14 protein-coding genes are annotated in these 15,140 nt (G+C 60.5%); 6 read left to right on the top strand and 8 right to left on the bottom strand.

Translation table 11 applies throughout. The features are described 5' to 3' along the window. Positions 1–1,104, top strand: coding sequence for a DNA replication/repair protein RecF (gene recF, locus OKC27_RS04025; protein ID WP_005339305.1), 1,104 nt, complete (start codon positions 1–3; stop codon positions 1,102–1,104). Beyond that, the gene (gene gyrB, locus OKC27_RS04020; protein WP_182938578.1) at positions 1,101–3,512 is read left to right on the top strand and encodes a DNA topoisomerase (ATP-hydrolyzing) subunit B; all 2,412 of its coding nucleotides are present in this window, start codon (positions 1,101–1,103) and stop codon (positions 3,510–3,512) included. Before recF ends, gyrB begins: the two co-directional genes overlap by 4 nt. Positions 3,513–3,637: 125 nt before the next feature. Here the strand turns inward: gyrB and OKC27_RS04015 are convergent, their stop codons facing one another. From OKC27_RS04015 to OKC27_RS04000, 4 genes are all read right to left on the bottom strand, one after another. Further along, positions 3,638–4,015 (bottom strand): VOC family protein, encoded by a 378-nt coding sequence (locus OKC27_RS04015; protein ID WP_182938579.1) that lies wholly within the window; start codon positions 4,013–4,015, stop codon positions 3,638–3,640. A gap of 66 nt (positions 4,016–4,081) precedes the next feature. Continuing rightward, positions 4,082–4,786, bottom strand: coding sequence for a helix-turn-helix transcriptional regulator (locus OKC27_RS04010; protein ID WP_270805961.1), 705 nt, complete (start codon positions 4,784–4,786; stop codon positions 4,082–4,084). Positions 4,787–4,851: 65 nt separating this feature from the next. Further along, the gene (locus OKC27_RS04005) at positions 4,852–5,811 is read right to left on the bottom strand and encodes a helix-turn-helix domain-containing protein (RefSeq protein ID WP_270805960.1); all 960 of its coding nucleotides are present in this window, start codon (positions 5,809–5,811) and stop codon (positions 4,852–4,854) included. 95 nt (positions 5,812–5,906) lie between these two features. Continuing rightward, entirely contained in the window at positions 5,907–6,677 is a 771-nt protein-coding gene (locus OKC27_RS04000; RefSeq protein ID WP_182938582.1) for an MBL fold metallo-hydrolase, read from the bottom strand. A gap of 279 nt (positions 6,678–6,956) precedes the next feature. On the opposite strand from OKC27_RS04000, the gene OKC27_RS03995 reads away from it, so the two are divergent. Further along, positions 6,957–7,370 (top strand): Hsp20 family protein, encoded by a 414-nt coding sequence (locus OKC27_RS03995; protein WP_005339298.1) that lies wholly within the window; start codon positions 6,957–6,959, stop codon positions 7,368–7,370. A 92-nt stretch (positions 7,371–7,462) separates the two neighbouring features. Next, positions 7,463–7,903, top strand: a complete 441-nt coding sequence (locus OKC27_RS03990; RefSeq protein WP_042656871.1) for an Hsp20 family protein — start codon at positions 7,463–7,465, stop codon at positions 7,901–7,903. Between the two features lie 71 nt (positions 7,904–7,974). Here the strand turns inward: OKC27_RS03990 and OKC27_RS03985 are convergent, their stop codons facing one another. Beyond that, the gene (locus tag OKC27_RS03985; protein WP_182938583.1) at positions 7,975–9,225 is read right to left on the bottom strand and encodes a valine--pyruvate transaminase; all 1,251 of its coding nucleotides are present in this window, start codon (positions 9,223–9,225) and stop codon (positions 7,975–7,977) included. Positions 9,226–9,517: 292 nt separating this feature from the next. Here OKC27_RS03985 and OKC27_RS03980 point away from each other — a divergent pair, with 292 nt between their 5' ends. Beyond that, positions 9,518–9,751 carry a hypothetical protein gene (locus OKC27_RS03980; protein WP_075112307.1) on the top strand — a complete coding sequence of 78 codons (234 nt, stop codon included), beginning with the start codon at positions 9,518–9,520 and terminating at the stop codon, positions 9,749–9,751. Here OKC27_RS03980 and OKC27_RS03975 read toward each other — a convergent pair. Next, entirely contained in the window at positions 9,681–10,505 is an 825-nt protein-coding gene (locus OKC27_RS03975; protein ID WP_182938584.1) for an AraC family transcriptional regulator, read from the bottom strand. The two genes, OKC27_RS03980 and OKC27_RS03975, sit on opposite strands and share 71 nt — an antisense overlap. A gap of 92 nt (positions 10,506–10,597) precedes the next feature. On the opposite strand from OKC27_RS03975, the gene OKC27_RS03970 reads away from it, so the two are divergent. Beyond that, on the top strand, positions 10,598–11,725 hold the full coding sequence (locus tag OKC27_RS03970; protein ID WP_182938585.1) for a multidrug effflux MFS transporter: 1,128 nt from the start codon (positions 10,598–10,600) through the stop codon (positions 11,723–11,725). Positions 11,726–11,729: 4 nt separating this feature from the next. On the opposite strand, the gene OKC27_RS03965 is transcribed toward OKC27_RS03970, so the two are convergent. Together OKC27_RS03965 and OKC27_RS03960 are read right to left on the bottom strand one after the other, a co-directional pair. Next, positions 11,730–12,413 (bottom strand): response regulator, encoded by a 684-nt coding sequence (locus OKC27_RS03965; protein ID WP_182933236.1) that lies wholly within the window; start codon positions 12,411–12,413, stop codon positions 11,730–11,732. 58 nt (positions 12,414–12,471) lie between these two features. Then, complete coding sequence (locus tag OKC27_RS03960; protein ID WP_182938586.1) at positions 12,472–15,060, bottom strand: sensor histidine kinase; 2,589 nt, start codon at positions 15,058–15,060, stop codon at positions 12,472–12,474. Between the last annotated feature and the right edge of the window lie 80 nt (positions 15,061–15,140).

Raw genomic sequence — 15,140 nt, 5'->3', positions numbered from 1 at the left:
GTGTCCCTGGTCAAACTCCAGCTCAGCGACTTTCGCAATATCCAGCAAGCCAGTCTCAAGCTGTCGCCCGGTCTCAACATTCTGGTCGGGTGCAATGGCAGCGGCAAGACCAGCGTGCTGGAAGCCATTCACTACCTTGGTCTGGGGCGCTCCTTTCGCACTCATTTGACCGGGCGGGTCATCCGCCAGGGGGAGCGGGCGTTTACCTTGTTTGCCCAGTGCGAACTGGAGGGGCGTCAGGTTCCGATCGGTCTTGCCAAAGACAAGAGTGGCGAGACCCAGCTCAAGATTGCCGGGGCGCAGGCCCAGCGGCTGGCCGATTTGGCGGAGCTGTTGCCGGTGCAGTTGATCCATCCCGATGGTTTCAACCTGCTGACGGGCGGGCCTCAGGCTCGCCGCGCCTGGCTCGATTGGGGCGTTTTCCATCAGGAGCCGACCTTCTTTGCCCTGTGGGGGCGAGTGCGGCGGCTGCTGAAACAGCGCAATGCGCTGCTGCGCCAGAGCACCCAGTACCGCCAGCTGGCGTTCTGGGATCAGGAACTGGTGCGGCTTGGTGGTGAGCTGGCCGAGTTTCGCGCCAGTTATTGTCAGGCCATTACGCCCCTGATCAAGGAGATGACGGCGGATTTTCTGCCGGAATTCGATATCAGTCTCGGCTTTTACCGGGGCTGGGAGAAAGATACTCCCCTCGGCGATCTGCTGGAGGCGGGGTTTGAGCGGGATCGGGCGCTGGGCTATACCGGTGTCGGTCCACAGAAAGCCGATGTACGCCTCAAGGCGAACGGGGTGCCCGCTCAGGATATTTTGTCCCGGGGTCAGCTGAAGTTGCTGGTCTGCGCCATGCGATTGGCCCAAGGGCTCTATTTGAATCAACATAGCAGCCGTGGCTGTATTTTTTTAATTGACGATTTTGCCTCTGAACTGGATGTCGACAAGCGCCGTTTGCTGGCCGCAAGGCTGAAGCAGTGTGCGTCCCAGGTGTTTATCACCGCCATCGATACCGGTCAGCTCGCAGACATGATGGATGCGAATGACTGCAAGTTGTTCCACGTGGAACAGGGTAAAATCTCCGAAACGTTAGAGAAGGCAGAGAGTAAGCTATGAGTGAAAATACTTACGACTCCTCGAATATCAAGGTGCTGAAGGGCCTGGATGCGGTCCGCAAGCGCCCGGGGATGTATATCGGCGATACGGATGATGGCTCGGGTCTGCACCACATGGTGTTCGAAGTCGTCGATAACTCCATTGACGAGGCGCTCGCTGGCTACTGCTCCGATATTCTGGTCAAGATCCATTCCGACGGTTCTGTTTCTGTGCGTGACAATGGCCGGGGTATCCCGGTAGACATGCACGAGGAGGAGGGCCGCTCCGCCGCAGAGGTCATCATGACCGTGCTGCACGCTGGCGGTAAGTTTGATGACAACTCCTACAAGGTATCCGGCGGCCTGCACGGCGTGGGTGTCTCGGTAGTTAACGCCCTCTCTGACAAGCTGTTGCTGACCATTCGTCGTAACGGCCACGTCTACGAGCAGACCTATCATCTGGGTGAGCCGCAGGCGCCGCTCAAGCAGATTGGCGACAGCACCGGCACCGGTACCGAGGTTCGCTTCTGGCCGAGCCCGACCATCTTTACCGATACCCTGTATCACTACGAGATCCTGGCCAAGCGCCTGCGTGAGCTCTCCTTCCTCAACTCCGGTGTTTCAATCCGCTTGCTGGACGAGCGTGATGGCCGCGAGGCGCATTTCTGCTATGAGGGTGGTATCAAGGCGTTCGTTGAATACCTGAACCAGAACAAGACCCCGATCCACCCGAAGGTGTTCCATTTCACCACCGAGCAGGATGGCATCGGCGTTGAAGTGGCGATGCAGTGGAACGACGCCTATCAGGAAGGGGTCTACTGCTTCACCAACAACATCCCGCAGCGCGATGGTGGTACTCACCTGGTTGGCTTCCGCACCGCGCTGACCCGTACTCTGAACTCCTATATGGATAAAGAGGACTACAGCAAGAAGGCCAAGTCTGCCGCCAGTGGCGACGACGTACGTGAAGGTCTGATTGCCGTTATCTCCGTCAAGGTGCCGGATCCCAAGTTCTCCTCCCAGACCAAAGACAAGCTGGTCTCTTCCGAAGTGAAGACCGCCGTTGAACAGGCGATGGGTGAGAAGCTGGCCGACTTCCTGCTGGAAAACCCGGGCGATGCCAAGATCGTGGTCAACAAGATCATCGATGCGGCCCGTGCCCGTGAAGCGGCCCGCAAGGCTCGCGAACTGACTCGCCGCAAAGGCGCGCTGGATATCGCCGGTCTGCCCGGCAAGCTTGCTGACTGTCAGGAAAAAGACCCGGCGCTGTCCGAACTCTACATAGTGGAAGGGGACTCTGCTGGCGGTTCCGCCAAGCAGGGTCGCAACCGTAAGAACCAGGCCATCCTGCCGCTCAAGGGCAAGATCCTGAACGTAGAGAAGGCCCGTTTCGACAAGATGATCTCCTCGCAAGAGGTGGGCACCCTGATCACCGCACTGGGCTGCGGTATCGGTCGCGACGAGTACAACCCGGACAAGCTGCGCTACCACAACATCATCATCATGACCGATGCGGACGTCGATGGTGCGCACATCCGAACCCTGCTGCTGACCTTTTTCTATCGTCAGATGCCGGAGATCATCGAACGTGGCTACGTCTACATCGCCCAGCCGCCGCTCTACAAGGTGAAAAAGGGCAAGCAGGAGCAGTATCTGAAAGACGAAGATGCGCTGCTGCAGTACCAGACCGCCATGGCGCTGGATGGTGCAACCCTGCACGTCAACGAATCTGCCCCGGCCATCGGTGGCGAGGCGCTGGAGCGTCTGGTCAACCAGCACCGCGCCGTGTCTCACCTGATCACCCGCATGTCCCGCCGCGCGCCGGATGCCGTACTGACCCAGCTGATTTATCAGCCGGAGCTGAACGAAGCGCTGCTGGCCAGCGAGAGCGATCTGCTGGCCTGGTGTCAGGGTATGGAAGCCGTGCTCAACGAGAGCAACCACGGTATCCAGTACCAGATCCAGGTTCGTCGTGACGAAGAGCGCAGCCTGTTCGTGCCGCACGCCGTGGTACGTCAGCACGGTGTCGACCGCGAATACCCGCTCAGCTACGACTTCCTGCAATCCTCCGAGTACCGTCAACTGGTCTCGCTGGGCAAGGAGATCGCCAACCTGATCGAGGAAGGTGGTTACATCAAGCGTGGCGAGAAGGTCAAACCGGTTGCCAGTTTCGTGGAAGCGGTCGACTGGCTGATGAGCGAAGGCAAGCGCGGTATCTACATCCAGCGCTATAAAGGGCTGGGTGAGATGAACCCGGACCAGCTGTGGGAAACTACTATGGATCCGGAAGCCCGTCGCATGCTGCGCGTCACCATCGACGACGCCGTCGGTGCTGACCAGCTCTTCTCCACCCTGATGGGTGACGCTGTAGAGCCCCGTCGTGACTTTATCGAGACCAACGCCCTGCGCGTGGCCAACCTCGACGTCTAATCGACGCAGTCAGACAGCAAAAAGCCGCTCCTTGTGAGCGGCTTTTTTCATTTTCAGGGGCGGGGAAATGGCACGTTCCACGTGAAACATGAAACATGAAACCGCTTGGTGTTGATGGTTATAACTCAGCTCAGTACTGGTGCCAGGCAGTAGAGTCGCAGTCGATGGCCATCGGGATCAAGAGCCATGCCGGTATAGCCAAACTCCATCCGGGTCGGCTGCTGGATGATGGTCAGGCCACGAGCCTGCCACTCTGACAAGCCAGAATCGACACTGGTTTCATCAGGCAGCGAGAAGGCCAGTTCCATGGCGCCAGCACTTTGGGTAACGGCTGGCTCGACGGTGGTACTGGACCAGAGCGCCAGTCTGGCGCCTGACTCGAATACGAACATGGCAAAGGTAGGTGACTCTTCCACCGGTTCACGCCCGAACAGCTCGCGGTAGAAGAGCGCACTGCGGGTCGGGTTGGCAACGTAGAGGATGGTGAACTGGGGGACTAACATGGTGATGCTCCTTGCTTATGAGATGGCGCATTGGCGCCGACCCAGTCAGCATGGCGCTACCTGCTGTCAGTTTCTGTCAGCAATGAATTTCGGCTGCGGGATCTGCTGGGTGGCGCGCCACGCTTTCAGCAGGCTCTCTCTGCTTTTGGGATAGCGGCAATCTTCCGGCTGCATCCGGGTGATGCGATCGACCCGAAAGTGGCGAAAGCCCTGACGCAGTTCGCACCACGCCACCAGTACTCGCACCTGATCGAAGTAGCCGAGGGCAAAGGGCCAGACGGTGCGCTCAGAGCTCTCTTCCTTGAGGTCACGATAACTCAGGGTCACCTTGCGTTGCTGGCGGATGGCGCTGCGTAATGGGGCTTCATCGGTGAGGCTATCGCTTCGGGAGGTGCCGATCAGCAGGGCATTGCTCTGGAGCTGCTGGCGATAGTCTGCGGGTAGCACAGCTTCTATCTTGGCCAGCGCACTGCTGGCTGATGCACTCAAGGCTTTGTCACCGTGGGCGACCACCCAGCGCGAACCTAGCACCAGCGCATCCAGCTCCTCCTCGCTGAACATCAGTGGCGGCAGCATGAAGCCGGGACGCAGCACATAGCCGATACCCGGTTCGCCCTCGATATGGACACCTTGCGCCTGCAGGGTGGCGATATCCCGATAGAGGGTGCGTAGGCTTATGCCAAGCTGGCTGGCCAGTTCAGCGCCGGTGATGGCGTAGCGGTGACCGCGCAGCAGCTGGAGCAGGGCCAGCAGGCGTTCGGAACGGGACATGGTATGACTCCTCATGATCTCTGGTTAGCCTGCCATAGCGAGGAGAGTGGGTACAGCGGGCATTATCAGGAGTTATGGCCGCGAAAAGATCGCCGCCACTCGCTCGGGGAGATGGCAAAGCGGGCGCGAAAGTGATTGCGCAGGGAGGTGGCACTCTTGAAGCCGACCAGCTCGGCGATGCGATCGATGGAATGGCCGCTTACTTCAAGCAACTCCTGACTGCGCCTGAGCCGTTCCGCCAGCAGCCATTCACCCACCGAGAGGCCGGTAGCCTGATGAAAACGGCGGGTAAAGGTGCGTCGGCTCATCAGGGTGTGGGCCGCCAGAGAATCCAGGGTATGGGGTTCGGCCAGATGGGCACGCAGGTGATCGAGCAACTGGTTCATCCGGACATCGCGGGTGGAGGTGGGCACCGGCTGTTCGATAAACTGGGCCTGACCCCCTTCGCGGTGGGGCGGGATCACCAGTCGCCGTGCCACCTTGTTGGCGATGGCCGAGCCGTGGTACTGACGCACCAGATAGAGGCAGCAGTCCAGTTCGGCGGCGGTGCCTGCCGAGGTGACCAGCCCATCGTCATCCACGTAGAGGGCATTGGTATCGAGCTGCACGCAGGGAAAGCGGCGGCAGAAATCCTGTTCGTACTCCCAGTGGGTCGATGCCTTGCGACCATTGAGCAGCCCGGCATAGGCGAGCACATAGGTGCCGAGACAGAGCCCGACCAGCCGGGCACCTCTGGCTCTGGCTGCGATCAGCGCATCGATCAGCGCCGCCGGTGGCCGTGCAGCCGGGTCGTGCCAGAAGGGGATGATGATGATCTCCGCCTCGGCCAGCACCTCCAGCCCATAGGAGGCCTGAATGGTGAAGCCTTGTGCCGAGTGTGCGTGACGGTTGCCATCGCCGCAGCAGATCTTGAGCTCGAACAGCGGCTGGCCCGGCAGAATATCGCCGAAGATGAGGCAGGGGACGGCGCAGTGAAAAGGGCTGAAGTGATCGAAGGTCACCACGGCAACGATCGGGGTGGTCATGGTGTTGGCTCCTCTCTGCGCGCAGACCACTCATCATAAGCGTTCGGCAGTGAAAGCCGAAGGGCCATGCGCGCTGTTCGGCATGGCCCAGTCAGTTACAGCGAGAGAGCCTCGCCATCCGCCGGTATCCGCACCCGATCCATCATGCCTCGCTCGGTCAGATAGGTATGAAGTTCCTGACGTGACAGCACGGCGTGGTTGACCGCCTCCATATGGCTGGCGATCAGCGTGGCCTGCGGTGCGGCCTGATATACGGCGGCGACATCCTCCTTGCCCATGATGATGGAACCGAGCCCGGGCACCTGCGCATCGCCGCAGTTGAGAATGACCACCTCGGGCTGATGTTGTTGCAGGGCTTGCTCGACCGAGGGATGCCAGATGGTATCACCGGCCAGATAGAGGCTCTGCTCATCGGGGTGGGAGAAGACCACGCCGCACACCTCTCCCATGCGCTCGCCCAGTACCTCCATCAGTTGATCGCTGCCGTGCTGGCCACCGGTCTGCTGCAGGCGAATATCGGCAAACTCGGGCTGGTCGCTCAGCAGGCGCACATCCTCAAAGCCACTGGCACGAATGGCATCGGCATCTTTCTGATGTTGTACCAAGATCGGCAGATGTTTGGGGATCAGGGCTCTGGCGGCATCATCCCAGTGGTCGGGATGGTCGTGGGTGACAATAACGGCATCCACATCGACCAGCTCATCGATCGGCAGTGGCAGCTCGACCAGCGGATTGCGCAGCTGGCTGTTGGCGGTGCCCTCAAAGCCGGGGAAGGCCCCTTTGGCCGAGAGCATGGGGTCGATCAGAAAGCGGGTGCCGGCATAGTCGAGCAGCAGGGTGGCGTTACGAACCTGGGTAATCTTCATGGGAGGCTCCATATTGGCTGGTGGATATGCAACCAATTATGGGGGGCGGAGCGAGTTGCCATCAGTGGCCCACGGGTCGATTATCAGCATAATCGGGCCAACAGGTTGATGTGCTAAAGGTCGGCGCGGCCATTTAAAAAATTTGAAAAAATCCCCTTGAAAGGAAAAAGTGAGCCCCTATATAGGTAACAAGGCCGGAACGCTCGACAGAGGTTTCGACCAGACGCCCGTCCACCAGGAGGGCAAACAATCCGTTATCGCTCACAAGAGGGTAATACTATGCGTTCTATCGACTTTTCTCCGCTCTATCGTTCAGCCATTGGTTTCGATCGTCTGGCCAATCTCATCGAATCTGCGGCCAGCAATGGCAATGCCGGTTATCCCCCCTACAACATCGAGCAGCTGGGTGACAACGACTACCGCATCAGCATGGCGGTGGCGGGCTTTACCCAGGAAGAGCTGGAGCTGAGCTTCCAGGAAAATCTGCTGACGGTGAAGGGCAACAAGCAGGCCGACACCGGGCGCAACTATCTCTATCAGGGGATCGCCGAGCGTGGTTTCGAGCGCCGCTTCCAGCTGGCCGACTATGTGCGGGTGAAAGGGGCCGACCTGAAAAACGGCTTGCTGCACATCGAACTGGTGCGTGAAGTGCCCGAGGCGATGAAGCCGCGCAAGATTGAGATCAACGGCTGATAGACTGAATTCACTGCGATTTTAAAATTTCCCGGGTGCCGATGACGGGCCTGTGGAGAGTTGAACCTGTTGCTTATTAGAAGGATAGGATTATGCGTAACCTCGATTTTTCTCATCTCTATTCCAATGCCGTCGGCTTCGAGCGGATGGCCCGTGAGCTGGAAGGTCTGTTCGAGCAGAAGACCGCCGCTTACCCCCCGTACAACATTGAAAAGCGCGATCAGGATGGCTATCGCATCACGGTCGCCGTGGCTGGCTTCGAGCGCGAAGAGCTGGAGCTGGAGACCGAAAACGGCACCCTCAAGGTGAAGGGTCGCAAAGGGGCGGCGGCCGGTGAGCGCCAGTTCCTCCATCAGGGGATTGCCGAGCGTGACTTCGAGCTGGCCTTCAAGCTGAGTCAGCACGTGGAAGTGCAGGGCGCCAAGCTGGAGCATGGTTTGCTGACCATCGACCTGGCCCGCGAACTGCCGGAGGCGCTCAAGCCCCGCGCCATCCCCATCGGTAAACCCGACCAGCTGGCGCTGCCCGGTTAAGCAAACCGGATCGCGATAAACAACAAAGGCCTGCATCTGCAGGCCTTTCTGTTTTGTATCGCTGGATTGGATTAACCAGCGTAGAGGGTGTTGATCTCGTCCGCCAGAATGGCGATGCCGCGGCGTACCAGCTCCTCGCTCTGGGAGTAGTTGAGGCGGATGCACTCCTGACTGTGGCGCCACTCGGGGTCATCGATGCCGGGGAAGAAGTAGTGACCCGGCACGATCAGCAGGTTCTTCGCTTTCAGTCGCTCATAAAGTTCCTGACAGTGGATCGGCAAGCCTTCAAACCAGAGCCAGAGGAAGAGGGCGCCTTCCGGCTTGTGGATATGGAAGCGCGGGTCGGGGATCGCTTCGCGCAGCAGTTGCACCGCCAGCTCCGCCTTCTGCTGATAGAAGGGTTTCACCACCTGTTCGCTGAGAGTGATGATATCGCCGCTCTCGATCATCGGGATGGTGATGGCGGGTCCCAGACTGCCCGGCGCCAGATTGATGATGCCGCTGAGGTTGGTGATGGCCTGGATGATCTTCTCGTCGGCGATGACGATGCCGCAGCGGGTGCCCGGCAATCCCAGCTTGGAGAGGCTCATGCAAAGGATGGTGTTGGCGTTCCAGAACGGTTTGGCTTCGCTGAAGATGATGCCCGGGAAGGGGACGCCGTAGGCGTTGTCGATCAGCAGCGGAATCCCCTTGTCGCGGGCGATCTGATCGAGATGTTCGATCTCTTCGTCGGTCAGCACGTTGCCGGTGGGATTGGTCGGGCGGGAGACGCAGATCACCCCGATATTGTCACCCACCTGCAGGCTCTCGAAATCCACGTGGTATTTGAACTGGCCATCGGGCAGCTTCTCGATGGTGGGCTTGTAGGCCACGAAGTAGTCGTCGGCCAGCGCCGAGTCGGCATAGCCGATGTATTCGGGAGCGAGCGGGAACAGCACCTTCTTCTTGCGGCCATCAGCAAATTCACCGGCCAGCAGGTTGAACAGGTAGAAGAAGGCATTCTGGCTGCCGTTGGTCAGGGCGATATTGCGGGCCGAGATATCCCATCCCAGCTCCTTGCTGAGCAGGGCGGCCAGCGCTTTGGTGAACCTGTCTTTGCCCTGTGGGCCGTCGTAGTTGGCCATCGCTTTGACCAGCTCGCCGTTGTCGAGCAGGCTCTTGGCTTCCGCCTGAAAGCGTTCCAGCATGGCGGGGATCGGGGCCGGATTGCCGCCACCCAGCATGATGGCGTCCGGATTGGTCAGCCCCTGATTGAGGTCATCCATGAGTTGGGTAATACCGGCGTGGCGAGTGAACTTCTCGCCGAACAAGGAAAATTCCATTCGGTGACAGATCCAGAGTCAGTTACGAAGATGTAGCACCATAGCTCAGTTTAAAAGCGGGTGTCGATCAAAAAGATGGGACGTTCCACGTGGAACATGGTGCAAAAATCAAGCGTGGTTAAAAGCACCAACTGTTGGTTTAAAAATGACCGAGCGGAATGCGTTTTGCGACTCAATTTGGTATCGCAAGATAGTTAATTTAAACAAAATCATGATGTTATTAATTGCATGAGGATTGGCACAACTATTGGAATAGCTATCTGGTCATCTCAACCATACCGGAGCAAACCAGATGAAAAGCCTGATCGCTACCCTGATTGTGAGTGCCCTGAGCCTGAACGTGATGGCTAACGAGAACCCGCGGCCCGAGCTGGAGAGTGCCCGGCTGGAGCAAGATGTGCAGAGCGAGTTGCAACAGGCATCCCATGCCGTGGTGCAGGATGCGCTGCACAATCTCAAACCGCTGGCGCTGGATACCCTGGTGGTGGAGGCGAGTCAGGCAGTGGCGACTCACCCCGAGAGCTGAGATAGCGTAAGGGAGTCTGCCCCGTATGTTGTTTGAAGAAGCTGATGAAGGCGCTGTCGCTGGAGAACTCCAGCGCAGCGGCAATCCGGCTGATGGGCTCGCTTTCTGCCAGCAACTCCATGGCGCGCAACAGCCGCCACTGCTGACGCCACGCCTGATAGCTCATGCCGGTCTCCCGCATGAAGATGCGGCCAATGGTCTTGTCACTGGCACCCACCCGTTCGGCCAGCCGGTTGAGCCGATCGGGCAGGGCATCCCCACGCTTCAACTGCTGTAGCCAGTCGCCCAGTCTGGGATCGGTCGGCAGCGGTAGTTGCCATGACTCTCGCGGCGCCAGCCTCAATTCTTCCATAAACAGCGCCACCGTCCGCTGTTGCTGCTCTTGCGGCTTGTCCCACGGCCAGAGCGCCATCCGTTCAATCAGTTCGTGCAGCAGCGGATTGACCGCCAGCACTTCCACCGTGGCGGGCAACTCGGGGTGTGGCTGGAAGTAGAGGGAGCGGTAGGCGACGACACCACGCATCAGTACCCGATGGGTGGTGCCCGCTGGCAGCCAGGCCGCGCGGGTGGGCGGTAGCAGGCAGACCCGACCTTCCAGCTCCATGGTCATGCAGCCGGATTGGGCGAACAGCAGCTGATGGCGCCGATGCTGATGCAGGCCCGAGTCGTGCCAGCCGAGCGCGGAGGCAATGCCGATCACGCTGCCCGTCAGCTGGTCGGGGTCAAAAGGGTGATCGGGAAGAATAAAGGCCATATGTCCGATTTTTGATGTTTATAGTCCTGCTTATTGTAATCGGACAGTCGGCATCTCTCTAGAATGGCGACCTCTTGTGAAGGAGGTTTGTCATGAACAACAAGTTGCCACCGCTCTGGCTGGTGGTGGGATTGATGATGTTTCCCCAGATCGTGGAGACCATCTACAGCCCGGTGCTGACCCACATCGCCAGCCAGTTTCGGGTGAGCGAGGGGCAGGCATCCCAGACCCTGTCGGTCTATTTTCTGGCGTTTGCGGTGGGCGTGGTCTGTTGGGGGCGGCTCTGCGATCTGATCGGGCGGCGCCCCGCCATGCTGGCGGGTCTGCTCACCTATGGCGTCGGCACCTTGCTGGCGCTGTTGGCCAACCAGTTTGAAACCCTGCTGCTGGCCCGGATCATCTCGGCCTTTGGCGCCGCCGTGGGATCTGTGGTGACCCAGACCATGCTGCGCGACAGCTATCAGGGTAGCGATCTGGCGCGGGTCTTCTCGGTGATGGGCATCGCGCTCTCACTCAGCCCGGTGCTGGGGCTGCTCAGTGGCGGGCAGCTGGCGAGCGGGTTTGGCTATCTCGGGGTGTTCAGCGGTCTGCTGGTGCTGGCGGCTGTCTTGCTGCTGGTGGCCTGCTGGCAACTGCCGGAAACCCGTCCGGCCACCACCCGGCAAGTCGCACTCTGGCCGCTGGCGTGCCGGATGATGAAGGATGGCGGGCTCTGGCGTAGTGCCATGCTGGTCGCCCTGTTCAACACCATGCTGTTTGGCTACTACAGTCTGGCCCCGTTCCTGTTTGCCGGGCTGGGGTTGAGCACCGGCGAGTTTGGTTACTCGGGGATCTTGCTGGCGCTGGCGACTCTGCTCGGCAGTCTGCTCAACAAGCATCTGTTGGGGAAGGGTTGGCAGTCGTCATCCCTGGTCAGGCTGGCTTGCGCTCTGGCGCTGGTTGCCGGGCTGCTGGTTTGGGCGAGTCAGGCCAACCTCTGGTTCCTGTTGCCCATGATGGGGGTCGTCGTCGCTTTCGGGCTGGCGATTCCCAATGTGCTGAGTCAGGCGCTGCTGGCTTATCGCGAGGTAGCGGGTAGTGCTGGCGCCCTGTTCGGGCTTGGCTACTACCTGCTGCTTAGTCTGGGATTGGCGGTGGCGGCCAGTTTGCAGGATCTCGGCCTGTTGCTCAGTGGTTGCGGTCTGCTGGCACAGCTTTGCTGCTGGCGTCGTTCCACATGAAACATCAGTTGCCGATAAAGCGGTAGCCAATACCGGATTCTGTCTCGATAAGTGCTGGTTGCTGGGGGTTATCCCCCAGCTTTTTGCGCAGGCTGGCGATGACGATGCGCAGGTAGTGGGTGTCTTCCTTGTGGCTCGGCCCCCAGATGTCGTTGAGCAACTGGGTCTGCATCACCAGCTTGCCGGGGTGGCACACCAGTGCCTGCAGCAGGGCGAACTCCTTGCGAGAGAGAGGGATCTCCTCCTCCTTCATGGTCACCTTGTGGCTGCTGATATCCAGCGTCAGCCCGCATTGGGGGAAGTGGCGCCGCTCGCCGCTGCTGACGCCAGCCCGCTGGCGCAAGAGCACGCGAATGCGGGCCATCATCTCGCCAATGCCAAATGGTTTGCTCATATAGTCGTTGGCTCCCGCATCCAGCAAGCGCACCTTCTCCTGCTCCGAATCGCGGGCCGACAACACCAGCACCGGATTGGGGTGATGCTCGCGAATGGCCTGCAATACCTGAATGCCATCACCATCCGGCAGACCGAGATCGAGGATCACCAGATCGGGGTTGAGGTGGCGATACTGCTCCAGCCCTTCATTGACCCCCACCGCCTCACTCACCTGATGCCCCTCGGCAATCAGGCTGATCCGCAGAAAGCGACGGATCGCCGCTTCATCATCTATGACCAGAATGTGCGCCATCGAACCTCCAGAGGCGAATGGTGGGAAGGGCTGAGTGACCCGATCTGGCGGTCAACCATCAGACCTCCGGTGAATTGAGGGCGAGCGGCAGGGAGATGCGCATGCAGGTGCCGTTGCCATTGGGGCCGGAGAAGGCCCAAATCTTGCCGCCGTGGGCCTCTATCATAGCGCGGGAAATGGCGAGGCCAAGCCCGGTGCCACGGCTGCCGCAATCGCCCACCGGCTGGGTGTAGAAGAGGTTGAAGATCTTCTCCCGATCCGACTCGGCGATACCGACCCCGATATCGATGATGTCGATGATGAGATCGGGCTCGGCCATCATCACCTTGAACTCGATGGGGGTGCCTGCCGGTGAGTAGCGGGAGGCGTTGTCGAGGATGTTGACCAGCACCTGCTCGATCAGGGCGCCATGGACATAGAGCTGGGGCACATGTTGATCGATATGCACTAGCAGTTTGTGCTGGCGCCAGGAGGAGTCGAGCCGCTTGCGGGCGCTCTCCACCAGATCGGTCAGGTCGACCCAGTCCCGTTTCAGCTGGAAATCGGGGGAGCCGATGCGGGTCATATCCAGCAGATTCTGCACATAGCTGTGCAGGCGGCGCGCCTCTTCCTGTACCGAGTGGAGCAGTTCGTCGCGGTCTTCAGCGGGGATCCGGTCACCATATTCCAGCAGGGTACTGCCAGCCCCCATGATGGTCGCCAGCGGGGTTTTCAAATCGTGGGAGACCGAGGAGAGCAGGGCCGCCCGCATCCGGTCGGTCTCCGCCTGCAACTGGCTGTCAGCCAGCCGCTCGTTGAGGTCGATCCGCGCCAGTGCGGCGCGAATGTCGGTGAGCAGCGCCTGCAGCTGGTGCTCGGCGGAGGAGGAGAGCGGATTGGTCAGCGCTATGCCGATCACCAGATCGTCGCTGAGGTGGTGATACTGCGCCTCAGCGGCATTGAGGGTCGCTGTGTGGGCCCCGGCGCTCTGTTTCTGGGCCAGACACCAGTCGATGGCCGCCTTGTCGGTCTGTCCCGGTCTGTGCTTCTCGTTGCCGAGCCGGTCGTTGAACTCCTTGTCGATCACCACAGTCGGCTGGCCGAGCGCCAGCGAAATGGCCTGGGCACCTTGTCTGAGTACCTCCTCTGGACTGCTGGCGGTGGCCAGTCCCTGACTGAGGGAGAGCAGGGCATTGCCCAGCTGCTGGGTCTCGCGCAGGCCGATCAACTGCTGCCGCTGGCGGGAGGCGAGCCGCCCCGCCGTCATGCCGACGATAAGCAGCACGAACAGGGTGAGCAGGTCGCTGTGGTTGGCGACGCTGAGGGAGAAGTAGGGGGCGGTGAACAGCAGATTGTGGGCGATAAAGCCCAGCACCGCCGCCAGCGTCGCGGGCACCAGACTGGTGGTGAGGGCGGTCGCCAGCACCCCCAGCACGAACAGCAGCGGCAGGGCGGCAGGTGGCAGCCAGTAGGAGAGCCCCCAGGCGGCAGCCGAGGTGATCCCCATGATGGCCACCGCCAGCAGGCTGTGGTGGATATCCTTCGGGGTCGCGGAGTGCATCCCCACTCCGGGCTGGTGCTTCTCGGTATCGACCAGGGTGATTTCGAGCCCCTGCGCCTGCTTGAGCAGGTGTTGCACCAGCGAGCGGCGCCATGGCGCCTTGTGGGGTTTGCCTAGCAGCAACTGGGAGACCTGCTGCTGCTCGGCGGTCTCCAGCAGAGTGTTGGCGACCGCCGGACTGGAGAGGGTCAGCACCTTGGCACCGAGGTGGGAGGCGAGCGCCAGCGCCTGCTCCACATCGGCAGAGCGGCGGCCATTGCTGTCGATATGCACCACCAGCCAGGGCAGCTGGCGGCGCTGGGCAAAGCGGTGGCCATAGCGCACCAGCGCCGAGCCGTGCTGATCGCCGAGGCAGACCATCAGTTTGCCCCGCAGCGGCAAGGTGGTCTTGCCTGCTGCCTGCCACTGCAGTTGCAGATCCCCTTCCACATGGCTGGCGGCGGTCTGCATCGCCAGCTCCCGCAATGCGGTGAGGTTGTTGAGGGAGAAGAAGGATTGTAGCGCCGCTTTGGCCTGATGGGGCACATAGACCTTGCCCTCCTTGAGGCGGCCGAGAAGCTCCTTGGGGGGCAGGTCGATCAGCACCAGGCTGTCGGCTTCCAGCAGCACCTGATCGGGCAGGGTCTCTTTCACCCTGACCCCGGTCAACTGCCACACCAGATCGTTGAGGCTCTCCAGATGCTGCACGTTGAGGGTGGTGTAGACGTCGATCCCGGCGTTGAGCAGCTCCTCCACATCCTGCCAGCGCTTCTCGTGGCGACTGCCGGGGGCGTTGCTGTGGGCCAGTTCGTCCACCACGGCGATGGCCGGTTTGCGGGCGAGCAGGCCGTCGAGATCCATCTCTTCCAGCCGTTGCTGGCGGTGCATGTGGATCTTGCGCGGCATGATGGCGAGCTTGTCGAGCAGGGCCAGCGTCTCCTGACGGCCGTGTGTCTCCACCACGCCGATCAGAATATCGACCTCCTCTTTGGCCTGTTCCCGCACCGCCTGCAGCATGGCGTAGGTCTTGCCCACGCCGGGAGCGGCCCCGAGAAACACCTTCAGCTTGCCCTTGTGCTCCTGTTCCAGACTCGCCAGCAGGGCGTCGGCCCTTGCTTCATCACGCATCTCCATGCTCCTGCGTCAAATTGACCTGCAGGGCGTCAGCTCTTGCCACATCAGCCATTGTTATCCCTATCGAGCCAACT

This window comes from Aeromonas sp. QDB62 (genome assembly GCF_027705695.1).
In the GTDB taxonomy this organism is placed as follows: domain Bacteria; phylum Pseudomonadota; class Gammaproteobacteria; order Enterobacterales; family Aeromonadaceae; genus Aeromonas; species Aeromonas allosaccharophila.
This window is presented reverse-complemented; position numbering and strand designations above follow the sequence as displayed.

Excerpts from the sequence above, each read along its gene's own strand:
- gyrB (WP_182938578.1), top strand. The coding sequence starts at position 1,101 with ATGAGTGAAAATACTTACGACTCCTCGAATATCAAGGTGCTGAAGGGC.
- OKC27_RS04015 (WP_182938579.1), bottom strand. The coding sequence starts at position 4,015 with ATGTTAGTCCCCCAGTTCACCATCCTCTACGTTGCCAACCCGACCCGC.
- OKC27_RS04010 (WP_270805961.1), bottom strand. The coding sequence starts at position 4,786 with ATGTCCCGTTCCGAACGCCTGCTGGCCCTGCTCCAGCTGCTGCGCGGT.
- OKC27_RS04005 (WP_270805960.1), bottom strand. The coding sequence starts at position 5,811 with ATGACCACCCCGATCGTTGCCGTGGTGACCTTCGATCACTTCAGCCCT.
- OKC27_RS04000 (WP_182938582.1), bottom strand. The coding sequence starts at position 6,677 with ATGAAGATTACCCAGGTTCGTAACGCCACCCTGCTGCTCGACTATGCC.
- OKC27_RS03995 (WP_005339298.1), top strand. The coding sequence starts at position 6,957 with ATGCGTTCTATCGACTTTTCTCCGCTCTATCGTTCAGCCATTGGTTTC.
- OKC27_RS03990 (WP_042656871.1), top strand. The coding sequence starts at position 7,463 with ATGCGTAACCTCGATTTTTCTCATCTCTATTCCAATGCCGTCGGCTTC.
- OKC27_RS03985 (WP_182938583.1), bottom strand. The coding sequence starts at position 9,225 with ATGGAATTTTCCTTGTTCGGCGAGAAGTTCACTCGCCACGCCGGTATT.
- OKC27_RS03980 (WP_075112307.1), top strand. The coding sequence starts at position 9,518 with ATGAAAAGCCTGATCGCTACCCTGATTGTGAGTGCCCTGAGCCTGAAC.
- OKC27_RS03975 (WP_182938584.1), bottom strand. The coding sequence starts at position 10,505 with ATGGCCTTTATTCTTCCCGATCACCCTTTTGACCCCGACCAGCTGACG.
- OKC27_RS03970 (WP_182938585.1), top strand. The coding sequence starts at position 10,598 with ATGAACAACAAGTTGCCACCGCTCTGGCTGGTGGTGGGATTGATGATG.
- OKC27_RS03965 (WP_182933236.1), bottom strand. The coding sequence starts at position 12,413 with ATGGCGCACATTCTGGTCATAGATGATGAAGCGGCGATCCGTCGCTTT.
- OKC27_RS03960 (WP_182938586.1), bottom strand. The coding sequence starts at position 15,060 with ATGCGTGATGAAGCAAGGGCCGACGCCCTGCTGGCGAGTCTGGAACAG.